The sequence below is a fragment of the Nocardia sp. NPDC050435 genome, assembly GCF_040655395.1.
Taxonomy (GTDB): Bacteria; Actinomycetota; Actinomycetes; order Mycobacteriales; family Mycobacteriaceae; genus Nocardia.
The window spans coordinates 719,491-738,556 of the sequence record NZ_JBFAJW010000002.1; the positions used below are offsets into that span (position 1 = coordinate 719,491).

General features: G+C 69.2%; 23 protein-coding genes. 14 read left to right on the forward strand and 9 right to left on the reverse strand.

The genetic code is table 11. The features are described 5' to 3' along the window. The first annotated feature begins 99 nt into the window (after window positions 1-99). On the forward strand, window positions 100-912 hold the full coding sequence (locus AB0I43_RS07675; protein ID WP_356972073.1) for a polysaccharide deacetylase family protein: 813 nt from the start codon (window positions 100-102) through the stop codon (window positions 910-912). Between the two features lie 96 nt (window positions 913-1,008). Here AB0I43_RS07675 and leuS read toward each other — a convergent pair whose 3' ends face one another. Beyond that, window positions 1,009-3,837 (reverse strand): leucine--tRNA ligase, encoded by a 2,829-nt coding sequence (gene leuS / locus AB0I43_RS07680; RefSeq protein WP_357431561.1) that lies wholly within the window; start codon window positions 3,835-3,837, stop codon window positions 1,009-1,011. A gap of 116 nt (window positions 3,838-3,953) precedes the next feature. Here leuS and AB0I43_RS07685 point away from each other — a divergent pair, with 116 nt between their 5' ends. The 7 genes from AB0I43_RS07685 (at window position 3,954) to AB0I43_RS07715 (ending at window position 7,967) form a co-directional block, all read left to right on the forward strand. Continuing rightward, the gene (locus AB0I43_RS07685) at window positions 3,954-4,355 is read left to right on the forward strand and encodes an SdpI family protein (RefSeq protein ID WP_356972075.1); all 402 of its coding nucleotides are present in this window, start codon (window positions 3,954-3,956) and stop codon (window positions 4,353-4,355) included. A gap of 91 nt (window positions 4,356-4,446) precedes the next feature. Next, entirely contained in the window at window positions 4,447-4,752 is a 306-nt protein-coding gene (locus AB0I43_RS07690; RefSeq protein WP_357431563.1) for a hypothetical protein, read from the forward strand. 72 nt (window positions 4,753-4,824) lie between these two features. Next, on the forward strand, window positions 4,825-5,121 hold the full coding sequence (locus tag AB0I43_RS07695) for a hypothetical protein (protein ID WP_357431565.1): 297 nt from the start codon (window positions 4,825-4,827) through the stop codon (window positions 5,119-5,121). Between the two features lie 53 nt (window positions 5,122-5,174). Next, window positions 5,175-5,492, forward strand: a complete 318-nt coding sequence (locus AB0I43_RS07700; protein ID WP_357431569.1) for a hypothetical protein — start codon at window positions 5,175-5,177, stop codon at window positions 5,490-5,492. A gap of 80 nt (window positions 5,493-5,572) precedes the next feature. After that, on the forward strand, window positions 5,573-6,094 hold the full coding sequence (locus tag AB0I43_RS07705; protein ID WP_356972078.1) for an EXLDI protein: 522 nt from the start codon (window positions 5,573-5,575) through the stop codon (window positions 6,092-6,094). Window positions 6,095-6,204: 110 nt separating this feature from the next. Then, window positions 6,205-7,176, forward strand: a complete 972-nt coding sequence (locus AB0I43_RS07710; RefSeq protein WP_357431571.1) for an ATP-binding cassette domain-containing protein — start codon at window positions 6,205-6,207, stop codon at window positions 7,174-7,176. Continuing rightward, a complete protein-coding gene (locus AB0I43_RS07715; protein ID WP_356972080.1) occupies window positions 7,173-7,967 on the forward strand; it encodes an ABC transporter permease in 795 nt (264 codons plus the stop codon). The genes AB0I43_RS07710 and AB0I43_RS07715 overlap by 4 nt, the downstream gene beginning before the upstream one ends. A 47-nt stretch (window positions 7,968-8,014) precedes the next feature. Here AB0I43_RS07715 and AB0I43_RS07720 read toward each other — a convergent pair whose 3' ends face one another. Next, window positions 8,015-8,659 carry a YqgE/AlgH family protein gene (locus AB0I43_RS07720; protein WP_356972081.1) on the reverse strand — a complete coding sequence of 215 codons (645 nt, stop codon included), beginning with the start codon at window positions 8,657-8,659 and terminating at the stop codon, window positions 8,015-8,017. A 121-nt stretch (window positions 8,660-8,780) separates the two neighbouring features. Between AB0I43_RS07720 and AB0I43_RS07725 the strand changes: the two genes are divergently transcribed. Continuing rightward, on the forward strand, window positions 8,781-9,542 hold the full coding sequence (locus AB0I43_RS07725; RefSeq protein WP_357431573.1) for a 1-acyl-sn-glycerol-3-phosphate acyltransferase: 762 nt from the start codon (window positions 8,781-8,783) through the stop codon (window positions 9,540-9,542). On the opposite strand, the gene AB0I43_RS07730 is transcribed toward AB0I43_RS07725, so the two are convergent. After that, complete coding sequence (locus AB0I43_RS07730; RefSeq protein ID WP_356972083.1) at window positions 9,536-9,898, reverse strand: GNAT family N-acetyltransferase; 363 nt, start codon at window positions 9,896-9,898, stop codon at window positions 9,536-9,538. The genes AB0I43_RS07725 and AB0I43_RS07730 overlap by 7 nt on opposite strands. Window positions 9,899-10,069: 171 nt before the next feature. On the opposite strand from AB0I43_RS07730, the gene AB0I43_RS07735 reads away from it, so the two are divergent. Together AB0I43_RS07735 and AB0I43_RS07740 are read left to right on the forward strand one after the other, a co-directional pair. Continuing rightward, entirely contained in the window at window positions 10,070-11,665 is a 1,596-nt protein-coding gene (locus AB0I43_RS07735) for an alpha/beta fold hydrolase (protein WP_356972084.1), read from the forward strand. 81 nt (window positions 11,666-11,746) lie between these two features. After that, on the forward strand, window positions 11,747-12,874 hold the full coding sequence (locus tag AB0I43_RS07740; RefSeq protein ID WP_356972085.1) for a glycerate kinase: 1,128 nt from the start codon (window positions 11,747-11,749) through the stop codon (window positions 12,872-12,874). Here AB0I43_RS07740 and AB0I43_RS07745 read toward each other — a convergent pair. After that, entirely contained in the window at window positions 12,871-13,248 is a 378-nt protein-coding gene (locus AB0I43_RS07745; protein WP_357431575.1) for a VOC family protein, read from the reverse strand. The two genes, AB0I43_RS07740 and AB0I43_RS07745, sit on opposite strands and share 4 nt — an antisense overlap. A gap of 46 nt (window positions 13,249-13,294) precedes the next feature. Then, a complete protein-coding gene (locus AB0I43_RS07750; protein WP_356972270.1) occupies window positions 13,295-13,645 on the reverse strand; it encodes a helix-turn-helix domain-containing protein in 351 nt (116 codons plus the stop codon). Between the two features lie 135 nt (window positions 13,646-13,780). Between AB0I43_RS07750 and AB0I43_RS07755 the strand changes: the two genes are divergently transcribed. Then, window positions 13,781-14,662: an NAD(P)-binding domain-containing protein gene (locus AB0I43_RS07755; protein ID WP_356972087.1), complete on the forward strand. Its 882-nt coding sequence runs from the start codon at window positions 13,781-13,783 to the stop codon at window positions 14,660-14,662. 6 nt (window positions 14,663-14,668) lie between these two features. Here the strand turns inward: AB0I43_RS07755 and AB0I43_RS07760 are convergent, their stop codons facing one another. Beyond that, window positions 14,669-14,911 (reverse strand): helix-turn-helix transcriptional regulator, encoded by a 243-nt coding sequence (locus AB0I43_RS07760; RefSeq protein WP_356972088.1) that lies wholly within the window; start codon window positions 14,909-14,911, stop codon window positions 14,669-14,671. A gap of 200 nt (window positions 14,912-15,111) precedes the next feature. Here AB0I43_RS07760 and AB0I43_RS07765 point away from each other — a divergent pair, with 200 nt between their 5' ends. Next, window positions 15,112-15,558: a nitroreductase/quinone reductase family protein gene (locus AB0I43_RS07765; RefSeq protein WP_356972089.1), complete on the forward strand. Its 447-nt coding sequence runs from the start codon at window positions 15,112-15,114 to the stop codon at window positions 15,556-15,558. On the opposite strand, the gene aroQ is transcribed toward AB0I43_RS07765, so the two are convergent. Together aroQ and AB0I43_RS07775 are read right to left on the reverse strand one after the other, a co-directional pair. After that, window positions 15,559-15,999 (reverse strand): type II 3-dehydroquinate dehydratase, encoded by a 441-nt coding sequence (gene aroQ, locus AB0I43_RS07770; protein WP_356972090.1) that lies wholly within the window; start codon window positions 15,997-15,999, stop codon window positions 15,559-15,561. 14 nt (window positions 16,000-16,013) lie between these two features. Continuing rightward, the gene (locus AB0I43_RS07775) at window positions 16,014-16,631 is read right to left on the reverse strand and encodes a hypothetical protein (RefSeq protein WP_356972091.1); all 618 of its coding nucleotides are present in this window, start codon (window positions 16,629-16,631) and stop codon (window positions 16,014-16,016) included. 384 nt (window positions 16,632-17,015) lie between these two features. Here AB0I43_RS07775 and AB0I43_RS07780 point away from each other — a divergent pair, with 384 nt between their 5' ends. Beyond that, a complete protein-coding gene (locus AB0I43_RS07780; protein ID WP_356972092.1) occupies window positions 17,016-18,695 on the forward strand; it encodes an NTF2-like N-terminal transpeptidase domain-containing protein in 1,680 nt (559 codons plus the stop codon). A 1-nt stretch (window position 18,696) separates the two neighbouring features. On the opposite strand, the gene AB0I43_RS07785 is transcribed toward AB0I43_RS07780, so the two are convergent. Further along, window positions 18,697-19,065, reverse strand: a complete 369-nt coding sequence (locus tag AB0I43_RS07785; RefSeq protein WP_356972093.1) for a DUF3054 domain-containing protein — start codon at window positions 19,063-19,065, stop codon at window positions 18,697-18,699. Window position 19,066 lies beyond the last annotated feature (1 nt).

Consider the following 19,066-nt stretch of genomic DNA (forward strand, 5'->3'; position numbering starts at 1 on the left):
GACGTTCATCTCGGTTTGCGCACCGGGCCGCGTGGATCCATCCGCGCGACACCCGCCCTGACTACAGTGCCGACGATCGACGACGAGCCGAGGTGAAACGTGGACCGACGACAGTTGCTGGCCCTGCTCGCGGCGGGGACAGCGGTGGCGCTGACCGGCTGCACCCGGGCCGAGGGCGAAACCCTGGAGGCCGGATCGGGCGGTGGATCGCCGATCCAGACCCCGCCGCCGCCCCGGGCCGCCCCGCCGCTGCTGCCCCCGCCGCCCGGCGGGCCCAAGACCGCCATCCCGGCGCAGACCATCACGGCGCTGCCCGGAGCGGGGACCAGCCTGGCGCTCACCGTCGACGACGGCGCCAGCCCCGAAGTCGTCGGCGCCTACATCCAGTTCGCCAAGGACACCGGCGCCCGCTTCACCTTCTTCGTCACCGCCCACTACGACTCCTGGTCGATCCACCGGGACGCGCTGCGCCCCCTGGTCGAATCCGGCCAGATCCAGCTGGCCAACCACACCTGGAGCCACGCCGACCTCACCGCCGTCTCCGCCGGTACCGTCGCCGGTCAGCTCGACGACGCGAAAACCTTCCTGCGCAACACCTTCGGCACCGACGGCACCCCGTACTACCGTCCCCCCTTCGGCCGCCACAACGGCACCGTCGACCGGATCGCCGCCGATCTCGGCTACACCGTCCCCACAATGTGGTACGGCTCGCTCTCCGACTCCGGCGTGATCACCGAGCAGTACCTCATCGAATGCGCCCACAAATACTTCAACCCGCAAACCATCATCATCGGCCACGCCAACGCCCCCGCCGTCACCCACTGCTACGGCCAGCTCGTGGACATCATCCGCGCACGCAACCTCTCGATGGTCACCCTCGACGACGTCCTGCTCCCGCCGAACCAGATGTAGTCGATCCGCATACCGCGGGATTTCGGCGGGGCACGCTGATCGCCGCATACACGCAGCGCCCACGCCGTTCGGCGTGGGCGCTGAAGTTTTCCGAGCCTAGGCGACGATGTTGATCAGGCGGCCCGGGACGACGATCAGTTTGCGGGGGGCGGCACCGTTCAGGAGGGCGACGATCTTGTCGTCGGCCAGGGCCGCGGCCTCGATCGCGGCGTTGTCGGCGCCGGCCGGGACCTGGATCTTGCTGCGGACCTTGCCGTTCACCTGGATCGGGTACTCGACGGTGTCGTCGACCAGCATGGCCGGGTCGGCGACGGGGAAGGGGCCGTGGGCCAGGGATTCGGTGTGGCCCAGGCGTTCCCAGAGTTCCTCGGCGATGTGCGGGGACAGCGGAGCCAGCATCAGGACCAGCGACTCGACCACGTGGCGCGGGGCGCCGCCGGGGTAGTTCTTGGTCAGATGGTTGGTCAGCTCGATCAGCTTGGCGCCCGCGGTGTTGTCGCGCAGCGCCGCGTAATCCTCGTCCACGCCGGCGATGGTCTTGTGCAGCAGCCGGGCGGTCGCGTCGGACGGGTCGTCCTCGGTGACGCGGATCGCGCCGGACTCCTCGTCCACCACCAGCCGCCAGACCCGCTGCAGGAAGCGGTGCGCGCCGACGACGTCCTTGGTGGCCCAGGGCCGCGAGGTGTCCAGCGGGCCCATCGACATCTCGTAGAAGCGGAAGGTGTCGGCGCCGTACAGATCGCACATCTCGTCGGGGGAGATGGCGTTCTTCAGCGACTTGCCGATCTTGCCGTACTCCTGGAACACCTCGTCCGCGCCCAGGAAGAACTTGCCGTCCCGCTCGACCACGTCGGCGGCGGGCACGTACGCTCCGCGCGTGTCGGTGTAGGCGAAAGCCTGGATGTAGCCCTGATTGAACAGGCGGCGGTAGGGCTCGCGGCTGCTGACCTCACCCAGATCGAACAGCACCTTCTGCCAGAACCGCGCGTACAGCAGATGCAGCACCGCGTGCTCGACGCCGCCGACGTACAGGTCGACGCCGCCCGGATCGGTCGGGCCGTGCTCGGCCGGGCGCGGGCCCAGCCAGTAGGCCTCGTTCTCCTTGGCGCAGAACACTTCCGGGTTCGTCGGGTCGGTGTAGCGCAGCTGGTACCAGGAGCTGCCCGCCCAGTTCGGCATGACGTTGGTGTCGCGCCGGTACCGTTTGGGCCCGTCGCCCAGATCCAGTTCCACGTGCACCCAGTCGGTGGCCTTGGCCAGCGGCGGCGACGGCTCGGAGTTCGCGTCGTCGGCGTCGAAGGTGACCGGGGCGAAATCGTCCATCTCCGGCAGCTCGACGGGCAGCATGGATTCCGGCAGCGCGTGCGCGGCCCCGCTCTCGTCGTAGACGATCGGGAACGGCTCACCCCAGTAGCGCTGGCGGGCGAACAGCCAGTCGCGCAGCTTGTACTGCACGGTGCCCTGACCGTGGCCTTCGCTCTCCAGCCGGGCGATGATCGTGGCCTTGGCCTCCTCGACCGAAAGCCCGTCCAGATAGCCGGAATTCACCAGTTCGCCGGCCCCGGACCACGCCGCCTCGTGCACGTCGCCGCCGGAGATCACCTCGACGATCGGCAGGCCGAACGCCGTCGCGAAATCCCAGTCGCGCTGATCGTGGCCGGGCACCGCCATGATGGCGCCGGTGCCGTAGCCGCTCAGCACGTAGTCGGCGATGAATACCGGCACCTGGCGGCCGTCGGCCGGGTTGACCGCGTACGCGCCCAGGAAGACGCCGGTCTTCTCCTTGTTCTCCTGGCGCTCCAGATCCGACTTGGCGGCGATCGACTTCCGGTACGCCGCAACGGCGTCCGCGGGCGTCGCGCTCGCGTTGGTCCAGCGCGGGTCGGTGTCGGCCGGGTAGGCGGCGGCGACCAGCTGGTCGACCAGCTCGTGTTCCGGCGCCAGCACCAGGTAGGTCGCGCCGAACAGGGTGTCGGGGCGGGTGGTGAACACCTCCAGCGGCCCGGCCGGCGAATCGAAGCGCACCTGCGCGCCCCGGGAACGCCCGATCCAGTTGCGCTGCATGGACTTCACGTTGTCCGGCCAGTCCAGCAGGTCCAGATCGTCGACCAGGCGGTCGGAGTAGGCGGTGATCCGCATCATCCACTGCCACAGGCGCTTACGGAACACCGGGAAGTTGCCGCGCTCGCTGCGGCCGTCGGCGGTGACCTCCTCGTTCGACAGCACCGTGCCCAGGCCCGGGCACCAGTTGACCACCGAATCGGTCTGGTACACCAGGCGATAGGAATCGATCAGTGCGGCGCGCTCGGCGGGCGTCAGGGTGGCCCACTCCTGCCCCTCGGGGGCGGGCCGGGCGCCGGAGGCGAACTGCGCCTCCAATTCGGCGATCGGGCGGGCACGGCCGGCCTCCTGGTCGTACCAGGCGTTGTAGATGCGCAGGAAGATCCACTGCGTCCACCGGTAGTACTCGGGATCGGTGGTCGCGAAGGAGCGGCGGCGGTCGTGGCCCAGGCCCAGCCGGTCCAGCTGGCGCTGCATGGTGGCGATATTGGACATGGTGGTGTCGCGCGGGTGCGCGCCTGTCTGCACCGCGTACTGCTCGGCGGGCAGGCCGAACGCGTCGTACCCCAGCGCGTGCAGCACGTTGCGGCCCTGCATGCGGTGGTAGCGCGCGAACACGTCGGTGGCGATGTACCCCAGCGGATGGCCGACGTGCAGGCCCGCGCCGGAGGGGTAGGGGAACATGTCCTGGACGAACAGCTTGTCCGACGGGGTTTCGCCGGACAGCGGACCGGTCGGGTTCGGGGCGTGGAAGGTGCCGCGCTCTACCCAGTTCTGCTGCCACCGGCGTTCGATGCGGCCCGCGAGATCGGCGCTGTACCGGTGCTCGGGTACATCGCTCTCATTGACACGGTTGTCCTGCACGGGCCTGCCTTCTCGTTCTCGCCGATCACCGACAAACTAAATGCCTACCAGGGTAAAGCGTCCGCCCCGCAGGACCGAAAAACGGGGTCGCCGACCCCGTGCGATACCCTGGCCGGGTGTTCGTCGTAGCTCTCGCCCTGTTCGTGCTGGCCCTCGTCGCCATCACAACCGGCGTGCTCGGACTGACCGGCCGGCTGCCCCGCAACCACTTCGTCGGTGTGCATACCGAGTCCGCCCTCGCCACCGAGGAAACCTTCCGCATCGCGAACCGCGTCGCCGCGCCGACTTCGGTCGCGGCCGGTGCGCTCCTGTTCGCGGGCGGTCTGGTGGCCTCCCAGGCCGGCGTCGTGGTCGGCCTGATCGTCGCCGCGGTCAGCGCGGTCGTCGCCCTGTTCACCCTGGGTGGCGGCGCCATCGCCGCCGACAAGGCGATCGCGAACCTGGTGCCGGTGCAGTCCGGTTGCGGTTCGTCCTGCGGTTCGTGCTCGCTGCGCGACACCTGCGCGCCGTCGAACTGACAAGGTTTTCTTCAGCGACTCGCAGGGCCGCCGCCCTAGCGTTCTTCCCAAGCCTCCGCTCCTGGAGCGGAACGGTCTCAGGGAGGAAACCATGGCAACTGTCGCGATCTTCGTCTTGCTGTTCTTCTTCGGCGCGATGTCGGCCTTCATCGCAGGGGAGGCCGTAGCCGGTATCGGCCTGCTGTTGCTGGCCTTGTTCGTCCTGATCGTGGGCCGCAGCGCCCGTCGCGCGAGCCTGAGCGGAGGTCGACGCGGGCGGTCCCGGGCCTGGAGCTCAGGTGCCGGCGGCTCGGGCGGCGGGTTCTTCGATTTCGGGGGTGATTCCGGCAGCGGCAGCAGCTGCGGCGGCGGTGGGGGCTGCGGTGGCGGCGGCGGGGGTTGCGGCGGCGGCAGCTGACCCGCGGCCGCCGGGCGTACCCTGGCAGCAGAAGACCCTGAATACGGGTCCGCGTTCCGGGGGAGGAACTCCATGTCCGTCCTGCTGATCCTGGTCGGCCTCTGCGCCGCCGCGGCGGTCGCCTTCTTCGTCACCGCCTATCCGGGCGCCGCGGTGCTCTGCCTGCTGGTGGCGCTGTTCTTCGCGTGCGCCGCGTTCTTCGAGTACGGCGCCCGGCGCTGGGGCTGGGGCGGCCGCCGCCGGGCGCGCGCCACGCGCCGGCCGGGAACGCGGGACGCGGGCTCGCGCGGCTTCGCGGGCTGGACCACCGGCGGCGCCGACAAGGGCAGCGGCGGCGACGGTGGCGGCGGGGGTTGCGGCGGCGGGTAGCTGATCAGCTGCCGGGCAGCTCGGCCACAACGAATTCCCGGTGGGGGGAAATCATGAAGGCACTCTGGATAACGTTCGGCATCTGCGCGGTCTCGGCGACCGTGGCGACGCTGAACTCGCACTGGGAGTCGGGACTCTCGATCATGCTGTTCGGCTCGACGTTCGGGTTCGTCGCGTTGCTGGATCTGGGCGAGCGCCGGTGGGGCTGGGGAGCCGAGCGCCGTAAGCGACAGCGGCTCGCGGCACGTGCCCGTCCGCGCGCGCGGCGCACCCGGCGCAAGCGAAAGCGGTCGTGGGCGAACGCGGGCGGTATCTTGCCCTTCGAAGGGGGCGACGGCGGTGGCTGCGGCGGGGGTTGTGGCGGAGCCTGAACGCCCCGCTCGGAGCCTGATTCCGCGCCGGTTCCCTACTCCCTCTTGCGTGTACGTATACATCTACGTATAGTCGTGTCATGCCCAACAAGACGATCTACGTTTCCGACGACGATCTGCCCCTGTTCCAGCGGGCGCAGGAATTGGTCGGCGGGAACCTCTCGGGTGCGGTGACCACGGCGCTGCGCCGATTCATCGAGCTCGAGGAAGGCCGGCAAGAGGGCTATGAGGAAGTAGTGCTCAAGGTCGGCCACAACGGCGTCCGGCAGGTGCGGTTCTCCGGCGTGCTGCTCGGGGAACTGCGGGACTGGAACGAGAACCTGCAGGAGCACCATCGGGTGTATCGCAGCCGCAAAGGCAAGTATGTGATGCACGCCCAGATCTCCGACTACGCCGACTATCCGGTCGACCAGTCGGGCAACTGGGTCAAAGACCTCACCAACTGGCGTCGCATGCTGGGCGTCGGTGATCAGGACTGGGGCGATTTCATCCTGGTCATCGTCGACACGGTCGAGGAATTGAAGGACCACCTCCCGGAGAAGCTGTACCAGCGGATCGCCGATATCGCCGAGCGCCCCGCGATCGAGGAACTCGATATCTGAGGGCCCCGGCCCGACTCCGAAACGACAACGCCGCACCGCAGGACGGGAGCGGTGCGGCTGAAGCATGCGTGTATTCGCATGCACTAATGAAATTCTCGGAAGGAACCACCATGACGAACGGTCATCGCCTCCCCGCGATTTCCGCGCAGGGTCTGCGAAAGTCGTACGGCGACAAGCTGGTGCTCGACGGCATCGACATCGTCGTCCCCGAAGGCACCATCTACTCGCTGCTCGGCCCGAACGGCGCCGGCAAGACCACCACCGTGCAGATCCTGAGCACGCTGATCGGCCGCGACGGCGGCGAAGTGCGGGTCGCCGGCCACGATCTGAGCGCCGAAGCCAACGCGGTCCGGCAGGCGATCGGCGTCACCGGACAGTTCGCCGCCGTGGACGAACTGCTCACCGGGCGCGAAAACCTGCTGCTCATGGCGGATCTGCACCACCTGCCGCGCAAGGCCGGCCGCGGGCTGGCCACCGAACTGCTGGAGCGCTTCGATCTGGTGGAAGCGGCCGACAAGCCGGCCTCCACCTATTCCGGCGGCATGACGCGCCGCCTGGATCTGGCCATGACCCTGGTCGGCGATCCGCGCATCATCTTCCTCGACGAGCCGACCACCGGCCTGGACCCGCGCAGCCGCCGGTCCATGTGGGAGATCATCCGCGGCCTGGTCGACGAGTACAGCGTCACGGTCTTCCTCACCACCCAGTACCTGGAGGAGGCCGACCAGCTGGCCGACCGCATCGCGGTGCTCGACCACGGCCGCATCGTCGCCGAGGGCACCGCGGCCGAACTCAAGCGGCTGGTGCCCGGCGGGCACATCCGCCTGGAGTTCACCGACCGCGACGCCCTGGTCGCCGCGGCCGCCGCGCTCGGCACCGGCACCGAGGTGCACGACAGCGAGGACGACCTCACCCTCGCCGTGCCCAGCGACGGCGGCGTGCAATCGCTGCGCGCGGTCCTGGACCGCCTCGACTACGAGCAGATCGAAGTCGCGGGCCTGTCCGTGCAGACCCCCACCCTCGACGACGTATTCCTCACGCTCACCGGACATTCCACTGCTGACAAGGAGACTGTGCGATGAGCACGATCACCGCACCGCGCACCGCGGGCCCCTCGGTATTCGCCGACTCGCTGACCATGCTGCGCCGGAACCTGCTGCACGCGAAGCGCTATCCGTCCATGACGTTCAGCGTCGTGATCATGCCGGTGGTGCTGCTGCTGATCTTCAACTTCGTCTTCGGCGGCGCGCTGGAGGCGGGCACCGGCGGCGGCGAGTACATCGACTATCTGACGCCGGGAATGCTGCTCCTGCTCCCGGCGTATCTGACCGCCTCGATCGCGGTGTCGGTCAACACCGACACCACCAAGGGCATCGTGAATCGTTTTCGCACCATGGCGATTTCGCACTCGTCGGTGCTGACGGGGCACGTGGTGGGCTCGATGATCCAGGCGGTGTTCGGCCTCGCGGCCATGGTCGGGGTGGCATTCCTGATCGGCTTCCGCCCCGACGCCAACCCGCTGGAATGGGTCGCCGCGGTGGGCCTGATCGCCATGATCGTCTTCGCGCTCGGCTGGCTGTCGGTCGCGTTCGGTCTGCTCGCCCCGAATCCGGAGGGCGCCAGCAATCTGCCCTTCCCGATCATCATGATGCCGTTCCTCGGCAGTGGCCTGGTGCCCACCGACACCATGCCGATCGGCCTGCGCCAGTTCGCCGAATACCAGCCGTTCACGCCGTTCACCGAGACCATTCGCGGTCTGCTGATGGGCAGCGAGATCGGCGCCAGCGGCTTCGTCTCGATCGCCTGGTGCGTCGCCATCGCGGTCGGCGGCTACCTGTGGTCGAAGTCGTTGTTCGCCAAGCAAGGACGCTGAGGTCCGAGACGACGGTCCCGCCGGGCACGCTCCTGGCGGGATCGTCGTCAGTTGCGTTCCAGCTCGATCGGATGCGTCGCCAGCAGCGCCAACGGCAGCGGCTGGCGGCGCAGCACGTGCGCCCAGAGATCGGGGCGGCCGGTGCTGATCGGGTCGGAGGGCAAGGCGGACAACACGATCCAGTCCTGGTTCTGCAGCTCGCCCTCCAGCTGCCCGAACGTCCAGCCCGCGTAGCCGGCGAAGATGCGCACCCCCTCGAGCAGCGGCGCGACCAGGCGTGGATCGGAATCCAGGTCGACGAGCACCACGCGGCCGTCGACACGGCGCAGGCCCGGCACCCCGGCGGTGGACGCGCCGACTCTGAGCGTGCCGAGGCATAGCGCGGCATCGCGTTTCACGGGGCCGCCGATGAATAATCGGTGCGGTGCGGCTGTCGCCGCCGCCCAATTCGGCAGCACGTCGCGCACCGCGGTCTCGCTCGGCCGGTTCAGCACCACACCCAGACTGCCGCCATCGTTGTGCTCGATGATGTAGACGACGGTGCGCCGGAATGTGGGCTCGACCAGATCGGTCGCGGACACCAGCAAGGTGCCCGCTCTCACCAACTGCTCGCTGTGCCGGGAATCGCGCCGACGGCGGTCATCGTGTCCGCCGTGCGTTCTCCGCTCGTCCGGGTCGTCTCCGCGTGCCACTCGCACATTCTCGCAGTTGTGTCCCCGATCCGCACTGGTCTGGATCCCCGGCGTTTCGGTGTTGAACTGCGGTGTTCCCGGGGCCCGAGCCGACCCCGCGGCGGAGAAGTAGAGTCGCGCTATGGAACCGCCCGAGGTCATGCTCGAGAATAGCGACGCTGTTTATGACTTCTATCTGCGACATCGGCAGAATCGGCTGAAAGCCAAAGCGGCGTACGCCCTACTCGGGCGGCGCTGGCATCCGCGGATCGGATACGCGCCGCAGGCGCGCGAGCAGGTGCGGGCGCTGGTGCGTTCGGGGCGGCCGATGCTCATCGCGATCAACCATCTCTCGCAGCACGATCCGTACACCGTCGCGGCGGCGGCGTGGCGCAGCGTGCTGCGCCCGATCATCGGCGTGGTGCGGGTGCTCGCCAAGGACGAGCTGTTCCTGGAGCCCGAGCAGCGGCGCAAGGTCGACATGATGGGCGGCATTCCGGTCTTCCGCGGCAAGGACCACGGTCTGCGCGCGGTCAACGCGGCCGGTCAGCAGATGATGGACACCTGCGCGCAGCGGCTGGCGCGCTCCGAGCATCTGGCGATCTTCCCCGAGGGCACCTGCAACGAGGTCGATCCGACGCAGGTGCAGGCGGTCGGCAGCGGGGTCGGGCACATCGCCTTCCGCGCACACAAGCTCGGCGCGGAGCCGGTCCTGCTCAGCCTCGGCCTCAGCTACGGGCCACGACCGGATCCGGCGGTGGAGCCGACCGCGGAGGAGGCGAAGTCGGCGAGTTTCTATTTCGGCAATCCGATCTACGACCTGCCCGCCAAACCCGCCGAAATCGCGCGGCTGGTGCGGACGGATCTGCAGCGAGCGCTCGACGGTGCGGTAGCCGCCTACTGAGGTAGCCCCATTCTCGGGCGCGCCCACGCGGGTACCGCGGCGACGTGCTCGGGGTGGGTCTCCACGTGGCGCCGGACCAGCGCGCACAGCGGCAGGATGCCGAAACCCTCGGCGCGACTGGTCCGCAAGGCCGCCTCCACCAGGAGCGTCCCGTAGCCGTGCCCTTCGTAGCGCGGCTCGATCTCGGTGTGCACGAAGGCGCGTTCGGCGGCGGTGTCCTGATATTCCGCCCAGCCGGCGAGTGCGCCGTCGACCGAGAGCTCGAAACGGTCCAGCTGGGTGTTGTCGCGCACCTGGAATTGCGGTATCGCGGGGCGATTCGAAGCGGAATGGTGGTCGGACGGCGGGAGGGCCATAGTGCGACGCTACTCCGTGGGAGTGGAATCACGATGGTTCGCACTACAGATCGTGACCGGATGTGTGAAATGTCCGTCTCGACTTGTCTCCCGCCGCCCACAGTGCGCAGAATGCTCTTGGTCGCGCCCCACGCTTCAACAGCGGCGGCGGCCCGGTGGAGGTACGAGATCATGCGGAAATCAGCGGTGCGCGAGACCACGCGGCTCGTCGGTCTGGCGGCCGTGGCCGGCCTGGTCGGCGCGACGATCGCCGGCGCCGTGGCGCAGGCCGCGCCCGGGCTCGAATTCGGTTCCTGCCCAGCGGGTTCGGTAACCTCCGAGCAGGGCGTGCAGTGCGCGGTGCTCAGTGTCCCGATGAATTACGCCGACCCGGACGGCCCGCGCATCGACCTCACCGTGAGCCGCCTGCCCGCCACCGGCACCCGCCGCGGCGTCCTGTTCGCCAACCCGGGCGGCCCGGGCGCGGACACCCTGGACTACTGGGGCAAGCGCGTGCAGACCTTGCCCGCCGCCCTGGCCACCGACTACGACCGGATCGCCGTGCAGCCGCGCGGATTGCGCTGGGCGACACCGCTGACCTGCCAGACCGCCGGGGAAATCGCCGAGGGCGAGCAGGTTTCGCTGAGCGGCGGCAGTCGGGACGAGGTGAAGAAAGCCTGCGATGCCGCGCAGCCGGGCTATCTGGACGCCATCACCACCGAGAACACCGCACGCGACCTGGAATCGGTGCGCGCGGCCCTGGGGTTCGAGACGATCAACTACCTGGGCGTCTCCTACGGGACCTACCTGGGCGCGGTCTACGCCTCGCTGTTCCCGCAGCGGGTGGACCGGATGATCCTGGATTCCAACGTCAATCCGGACTGGGTGTGGACCGAGGAGTTCGCCCAGCAGCAGGTCGCCGGCAAGCAGCGGATGGACGACCTGTTCACCTGGATCGCCGAACACGACCGGGAATACCACCTCGGCGCGACGCCGTTGCAGGTCTACCAGAACTGGGCGCGGCTGGTCGCCGCGCAGGGCGGCGGCTGGTACGCCAACCTGACCCCGCCGCCCGCCGGCGCCGCCGACCTGCCGCGCGAGCTGCCCGCGCCGCTCGCCGAGATCGCCCGTGACGGCGTGAACCTGACGATGGAGCAGGCGGCCAAGGTGCAGAACCTGGTGCGCACCATGCTCTCCGGCGGTGCGTCCGCGCAGACGCCGATGGTGGGGGCCACCGCCGTCGCCACCTACACCCGGTCGTTCTGGCCCAGCTTCGCCCGCGCCATGTCCGAGGCGCACGCCGACCCCGCGAACGTGGCCCGCCTGCTGGCGCTGGAGGGCGTCACCGCGACCGACCCCACCGGGCGCTTCGTCTTCGCCGCCATCACCTGCAACGAGAACGCGATCCCGGGCAAGCCCGAACTGCTCGCCGCCGCGGTCGGCACCATCGCCACCGGCGGCAACGCCATGGACGCCCGCGCCGACATGGTCCGCTCCGGCGCGGCCTGCGGTTCCTGGGAGCCGGTGACCAAGCCGGTGGCGTTGACCGGCGCGACCCTGCGCACCCGGCCGCTGCTGCTGCAGAGCCGCCACGACGCGCTCACCAAGTACGAGGGCGGCCCCGCGCTCGCGCGGGCAGTGAACGGAACGCTGATCACCGTCGAGGGCGGCGATCACGGCACCTTCGGGCGCGGCAACGTGGTCCTGGACGACGCCGTCGTGGCCTACCTGCGCACCGGTCAGGCCGGCATCACCGCCGCCGATCAGGCACCGCTGCCCAAACCCTGAGCGCCGCGCACCCGGAAAGAAGTGGACTTTTCTGCGTCCGCGGGTGGTCGGAAACGGGCCGCCGGCGGCCAGAATGTGGGCATGGCGCGTGAAATCTCTCCCCGGGTCGTCGTGGCACCGGACAAGTTCAAGGGCTCGCTGACCGCCCGCGGGGCGGCCGCGGCCCTGGCCGCGGGCATCGCCGAGGTGCGCCCGGACGCCGAGCTGATCGAGCTGCCGGTCGCCGACGGCGGCGACGGCACGGTGGACGCGTTCGTCGCCGCCGGCTGGGAGCGCGTCGAGCTGACCGCGCCGGGCCCGACCGGCGCGCCCGGGCCCACGGCCTACGCCATGCGCGAGTCGATCGCCGTGGTGGAGCTGGCCGCCGTGGTCGGGTTGGTGCAGTTGCCCGAGGACAAGCCGGATCCGCTCGGCGCGAGCACCTACGGGCTGGGCGTCGTCATCGCGCACGCCTTGGCGCGCGGCGCCGCCGAGGTCATCATCGGGCTGGGCGGCAGCGCGTCCACCGACGGCGGCGCGGGCATGCTGCAGGCGCTCGGCGCCCGCGTGCTGGACGGCGCGGGACGCGAACTACCGCTCGGCGGAGCGGCGCTGGCGGAGGCGGCCGAGTTCGACCGTTCCGGCCTGGACGCCCGGGTCGCCGGCACCCGGTTCACCCTGGCCTGCGATGTGGACAATCCGCTGCTCGGGCCGACCGGCGCGGGCGCGGTCTACGGCCCGCAGAAGGGCGCCACCGACGACGATCTGGTGATTCTGGAAGCGGCGCTGGCGAACTGGGCCCGCCTGGTCGGCCCGGACAGCGCCGAGCTGCCGGGCGCGGGCGCCGCGGGCGGCACCGGATTCGGCGCGCTGGCGGTGCTCGGCGCGCGGGTGCGCAGCGGCATCGAGGTGATCCTGGACCTGCTCGACTTCCGTGGCAAGGTCGAGGGTGCGGCGCTGGCGCTCACCGGCGAGGGCTCCCTGGACGCCCAGAGCCTGCACGGCAAGGCGCCGATCGGCGTCTGCGAGGTGGCGCGCGCCGCCGGTGTGCCGGTGGTCGCCGCGGCGGGCCGCACCACCCTGGATCCGGCGGAGATCCAGGCGGCGGGCTTCGCCGGCTGCTACACGCTGGCCGAGCTGGAACCCGACACCGCGCGGTCGATGGCCGAGGCGGAGCCGCTGCTGCGGCGGGTCGGCGCGCGCATCGCCGCCGAGCACCTCGCGGACTAGGCGGGGATCCGGGCCCGCAGCAGGCAGAACTCGTTGCCCTCGGGATCGGCCAGGACGTGCCAGGATTCGGCGCCCGTCTGGCCGACCTCGACCCGGCGGGCGCCGAGCCCGAGCAGCTGCTCGAGCTCCGCGGCCTGATCGCCGTCGGTCGGGTTCACGTCGAAGTGCAGCCGCAGTTTGCCCCGCTTGGGTTCGCTGGACGGGCTGAGGATGATGGTCGGCTGCGGACCGCCGAATCCGGCCTCCGGCCCGATCTCGATGCTGCCGTCCGAATCCCGGTCGAGGACGCGGAAATCGAGCACGGCACACCAGAATCGGGCGAGCTCCTCCGGATCGGCGCAGTCCAGCACCAATTCACTGATACGACATCCCATGCGGGTGGATACCTCCGGCGCATGCTGGGTGAACCTGTGGGGGCGGTCAGCTCGCGGAGGCGAGCAGATTGCCGAGCAGCTCGCGGCGGTGCTTGTCGCCCCACGCTTCCAACGGCAGCAGGGCCACGCGCAATTCCTCGCCGAGCGGAGTGAGCGAATACTCCACGCGCGGCGGCACTTCGGGGAAGATCTCGCGGTGCAGCACCCCCGACGCCTCGAGCTGGCGCAGATTCTCCGCGAGCACCTTCTCGCTGACGCCCTCGAGCAGCCGCCGGATCTGGCCGAACCGCTGCGGGCCCTGGCCCAGCACCCACATCAGGTGCAGCTTCCACTTCCCCCCGACGACGTCGATGGCGACGCTCATGCCGCACACGTCGTGATCCACATCACCGTTCATCGCCATCGCGTCCTCCTGACCAGATTGCCTACCCCGAGGTTAGTAGCCCCACCTCGATGTGCGGTCTTGTCGACTCTACCTGCGCGGATAACCATCGGTTCCAGCATCTACCGAACAGAACCGAAGGGACACACAATGTCCGAGCAGTCCAGCCCTCGCTCCGTCTCCGTCGTCGGCCTCGGCCCGATGGGCCAGGCCATGGTCCGGGCCTTCCTGCGGGACGGCGTCGAGGTCACGGTGTGGAACCGCAGCACCGACAAGGTCGACGCCATGGTCGAGTTGGGCGCCAAGCGGGCGGCCACCGTCGCCGAAGCCGTGGCCGCCAACGAGGTGACCGTGCTCAGCCTCACCCACTACGCCGCCATGTACGACGTCCTCGGCCAAGCCCTGGATCAGTTGCCGGGCAAGGTGATCGCCAACCTCTCCTCGGATTCTCCGCAGAAGGCGCGAGAAGGCGCGGCCTGGGTGCGCGAGCACGGCGCGCAGTTCCTCTCCGGCGGCGTCATGTCGGCGGGCGACAATATCGAGCACCCGGCGTCCTACATCTTCTACAGCGGGCCGAAGGAGGTGTTCGACACGCACGCCGAGCTGCTGCGCCCGCTCAGCCCGCAGGAGTACCTGGGCGCCGACGACGGTCTGGCCCAGGTGTTCTACCAGGGCCTGCTCACCACGTTCCATCCGTGGCTGCTGGCCTTCGACCAGGCGACGGCGATGATCGCGAACGCCGGGCACGACATCGCCCAGTTCGTGCCGTTCGCCATCCGCTCCGCCGCGGCCTACCCGTATTTCATGGAGGAGTTCTCGGAGGCCAATCAGAACGGCGGCTGGGCGTCGCTGGCCAGCCTGAAGATGATGGACGCCGGCGCGCAGCACATCATCGACGCCAGCACCGAGGTCGGTGTCGACCCGGCGTTCTCGCGGCTGTCCCAGGACTACTGGCGCAAGGCGGTCGCGGCCAGCGAGGCGAGCGGTACCCCGGTCTCCACCTTCGAGTTGCTGCGCAACCCGCGCGACTGAGCGTGCTCAGACGGATTCGCTGGCGGATCCGAGGCGAGGGAAGGGGGCGGTGGAGAAGATGACCTCCACCGCCACCTCGAAGTAGTTCGCGATGCGCAGCGCCAGGTGCAGGCTCGGGCTGTATTCGCCGCGTTCCAGATAGCCGACGGTCTGATAGTGCACGCCCAGGGCGTCGGCCAGCTCGCGGCGGGAGATCCCGCGCTCGGCGCGCAGCATCGCGATCCGGTTGTAGATGACCTCAGTGGTCACGCTGCATCGCTTTCTCCCGGCGGGCACCTACACCCATCGTGGGCTGGTGATGTTTCGTAGCATAACTACTACATTCCAGCGCGACAATTCGCCGGTCGGCACCGTCCTCCGCAAAAAGAGAGCACTGCTCTTGACTTTCTGTCACGCACCGTTGAGTATTGGTGACAACAGAGAGCAGTGCTCACAAGTAGGAGAGAACGATGACCGCCAACACCCGCTACATCGCCCCCGCCGGTTTCGAACCGATGATGAACCGGTTCTTCAACCTGCTGCCGAAACTGGGCATCAGCGTGCTGAACTCGCGCCTGCTGGCGGTGCGCGGCCGCAAGAGTGGCGAATGGCGGACCACGATGGTCAACCTGATGGTCGACGCCGACGGCGCCCGCTACCTGGTCGCCCCGCGCGGCCAGACCCAGTGGGTGAAGAACCTGCGCGTCACCGGCGGCGGCGAACTGCGCCTGGGCCGCAAGGCCGAAGTCTTCACCGCGACCGAGGTCGCCGACGCCGACAAGGTGCCGCTGCTGCGGCTGTACCTGAAGAAGTGGGGCTGGGAGGTCGGCAAGTTCTTCGAGGGCGTCACCAAGAACGCCACCGACGCCGAGCTGGCCGCGATCGCCCCCGGCTTCCCGGTCTTCCGGATCTCCTGATCAGGGCCGGGTGGCGAGGAATTCGATCGCGGCCGCGTAGCCCTGGATGCCCATCCCGGCGATCACGGCGGTCGCGATGGGGGAGACGAAGGAGTGGTGCCGGAACTCCTCGCGCGCGTGCACATTGCTGATGTGCACCTCCACGATCGGCACCTCCGGGATGACCAGCGCGTCGCGCAGCGCGACCGAGGTGTGGGTGAGCCCGCCGGGATTGATCACGATCGCCGATTCGGCGCCGCTAGCCGCGTGGATCCGATCGATCAGCGCACCTTCGGAATTCGACTGGAACGCCACGATCCGCCGGTCGAACCGGGCCGCGGTGCGCTCGCACAGTGCGACCACGTCGTCGAGCGTGGCCGCACCGTACACCTCGGGCTGGCGGGTACCGAGCATGTTCAGGTTCGGGCCGTTGAGCACCAGGATCGGACCGTCGGAAGACATGCGGTCAGACTAGTTCAGAGCCCCTGCGGGCCCTCCGCGCGCAGGTCGTCGACCTTGCGCATGGCCGAGCGCAGCTCTTCGAGCCATTCCTCGGCATGCTTGCCGGCCAGCTTCACCGTCCAGGCCAGCGCGTCGGACCGCGATCTGGCCACGCCGGAATCCACCAGGGTGTCGAGCACTTTGCGTTCGGGCTGACGCAGGCGCGTCATCACGGGAACCGACATGTTGGTGAACATGATCCGCTCGCCGTCCACCGCGACGCCCCAGGCCACATTGCGCCCGTAGCGGTGCTGCGCCTCGCCGGCGATCTGCATCCGGGCGGGCCGGGTGCTCTCCCGGAAGCGCGCGACCGCGCCCTCCTTCGTGGCCTTCGGGATCTCGGTCTTCTCGGTGGGGCCGTCGGCGTCCGCGACCGCGTCCGTCTCCGCCGCGGGTTTTTCCGGCGGGTCGAAGGGCAACTCGCCGATGACCACGATCTCGTCGCGGTCGATCTCGATGACGGGCTGGCCGCTGAACCACTCGCTTGGCAAACGCCCGGCGAACCAATCCGGCACGTCCGCCGGATCGGGGAGATCGGCCTGCTGCCAACCGCCGGGCCTACCGAAACCGCGTCCCCGGTGTTCGTGCCGCATGGGGAGTCACCTCTTCTGACTGGGCGCTGCCGGAAGGCCTTCAGCGCTGTTCTGTTTCACTGATTACAACATTACGTCGCAATCTAAAGCTCGAGTTCTGCTTTAGGTGAACAGGTTTGGGGCCGGGTATTCGAAGGGCGTCCACGTCGAAACGCCGAGCCTTACCCGAATCGCGACCCTCGGGTTCCGGCCGGTACGGTGGCGGCGCCAGTTATCGCCTTGTGACTGGACACCGTTCATGATCGGCCCATCGGAGCCCGCTTATCGGGCACAATTGGATGCTGAGCGTGGGTAACGTCCGGCGGTCGGCGGGCGGCGCAAGGCACGGTTCGGTCAGGTACGGTGATCTTGTTACTGGAGTGACAAGAGTGAAAAGTGGGCGACATGGATGGTTGGGGATCCCGCCGCTTTCGCGTCCGCGGCGCATTGGCACTCGCGGGGGTGGCGGCGATAGTGCTGGGCACGGTTTCGTGCGCCGAAGAAAAGGCGCCGAATGAACCCGAGGCGGTTGTCGACCGCTTCACCGATCTGCTCGACGATCGGAATTACACCAAGGCAGCGGAACTTACGTCCTACCCGACGGCCGCTTCGGCAACGCTGAAGCAAATGTTCGAGGGGCTGGATCCGGGCAAGGGCGACTACGAGAAGTCCCAGTTCATCAACCTGGGTGCCTCCGAAGGTCTGTTCAGCCTGGACGCGCACTGGAACTTCGGTGACAAGAAAGACTGGAAGTACAGCCTGCAGGGCACCGTCCGCAAGCTCGCCATCGGCTGGCGGATCTCCTGGGAACCCAACCTGGTGATGCCGCAGCTGCAGAACAACCGCACCGTGAAGCTGGTGCGCACCACCCCGACGCCGGCGCCCAGAGTGGTCGACCTGGTCGGTGCGCCACTCATGCACGAGCAGCCGATCAACGTCATCAAGCTGGACCCGGGCAAGATGACCGACCCGCCCGCCTCGGCGAACGCGCTGGCCGCGGCCATCGAACCGGTCGCGCCGCTGATCACCGGTGACGAACTGCTCAAGCAGCTCTCCACCTCGCAGGGCAAGCCCATCGTCGCGGTCAACCTGCGCGAGCCCGACTTCGAGATCCTGGAACCGCGCATGGCGCCCATCCCCGGCGTGGTGATGGAAAAGCAGCAGCGGCTCATCTCCTCCGACCGCCGCGTCTGGTCGCCCATGCTCGACGCCCTGCGCAAGGTGCAGCAGGACAGCCAGGAACAGCATTCCGGCTGGGGCGTGCAGATCTTCGAACCCGACGGCAGATTCGTGACCCAGGTGGCCGGCGAGCAGGGCCCGCCCGGCCCGGACATCGGCGCCACCATGGACCAGCGGTTGCAGCGCGCCGCCGAGGACGCCGTCGTCAGCGTCGGCACGCCCGCCTCGATCGTGGCCATCCAGCCCTCCAGCGGCGCGGTCGTCGCGGTCGCGCAGAACAGCCAGGCCAGCGCGCACGGCCCGGTCGCCTTCACCGGGCTCTACCCGGCCGGCGGCAACATCGAACTCTTCCGCAATATCGCCGCGGTGGCGAAGAACAAGCCGCCGCAGGACATCACGGTGCCCGAGGCCGCCGAGGCGGCCGGACGGCTCGGCATCGGCATCGATTACCAGGTGCCCGGCCTGGACGAGGTCACCGGCCGCCTGGCCATCGCCGGCCGCAGCGCCGAACAGGTCAAGCAGGGCGGCGGCTCGGACGCGGTGCTGGCCAGCCCGTTCGGCATGGCCATCGCGGCGGCCGCGATCGCGCGCGGTGACGTGCCCGCCCCGATGATCGAGGCCGGCAAGCCCAGCGTCACCGACGCGAAACTGGAACCGCTGCACGGCCCGATCGCCGACCGCCTGCGCACCATGCTGCGCGACGGCGCCGGCGCGCCGGAGATGGCGAGCCTGCGGCCCTATCGCGACATCACCGGTTACGCGGCGCGTGCGGGTTCGGACGGCTGGCTCATCGCCACCATGGGCGATCTGGCCTTCGCCGTCCACATCAACGGGGTGGACAGCGGCGACATGGCCGCGAAGGTGGCGGCGCGCATGCTGCAGTCGCTGGCCTCGCCCGACGCGTGAGCTAGTTCAACGCGCGGACGGCGGCCCGCCAGCCGAGCAGGAACAGGGCGAGCACCGTGGCCGCCACGAGAACGAAGCTGAACGCCGTGCCCTGGCCGGCCACGACCCGCAGCAGCATGCCGCCGCCGAGCGTGCCCAGCCAGACCAGAATTCCGGTGGGCCACAGGGCGGTTCCGTCGAAGCGGGCGCCGTCGAGGATGCGGCCGGCCACGACATAGGCCACGGCCCAGCCGAGCGCCAGCCCGATCGCGAACGGCCACAACGTTTTCAGCAGGCCGGTCAGCACCGCTTCGTCGTGACTGCGCCGGCCGATGACGCAGAACAGGATGACCAGCAGTAGATCCACCACCAATGGCACCAGTCTCTTCACC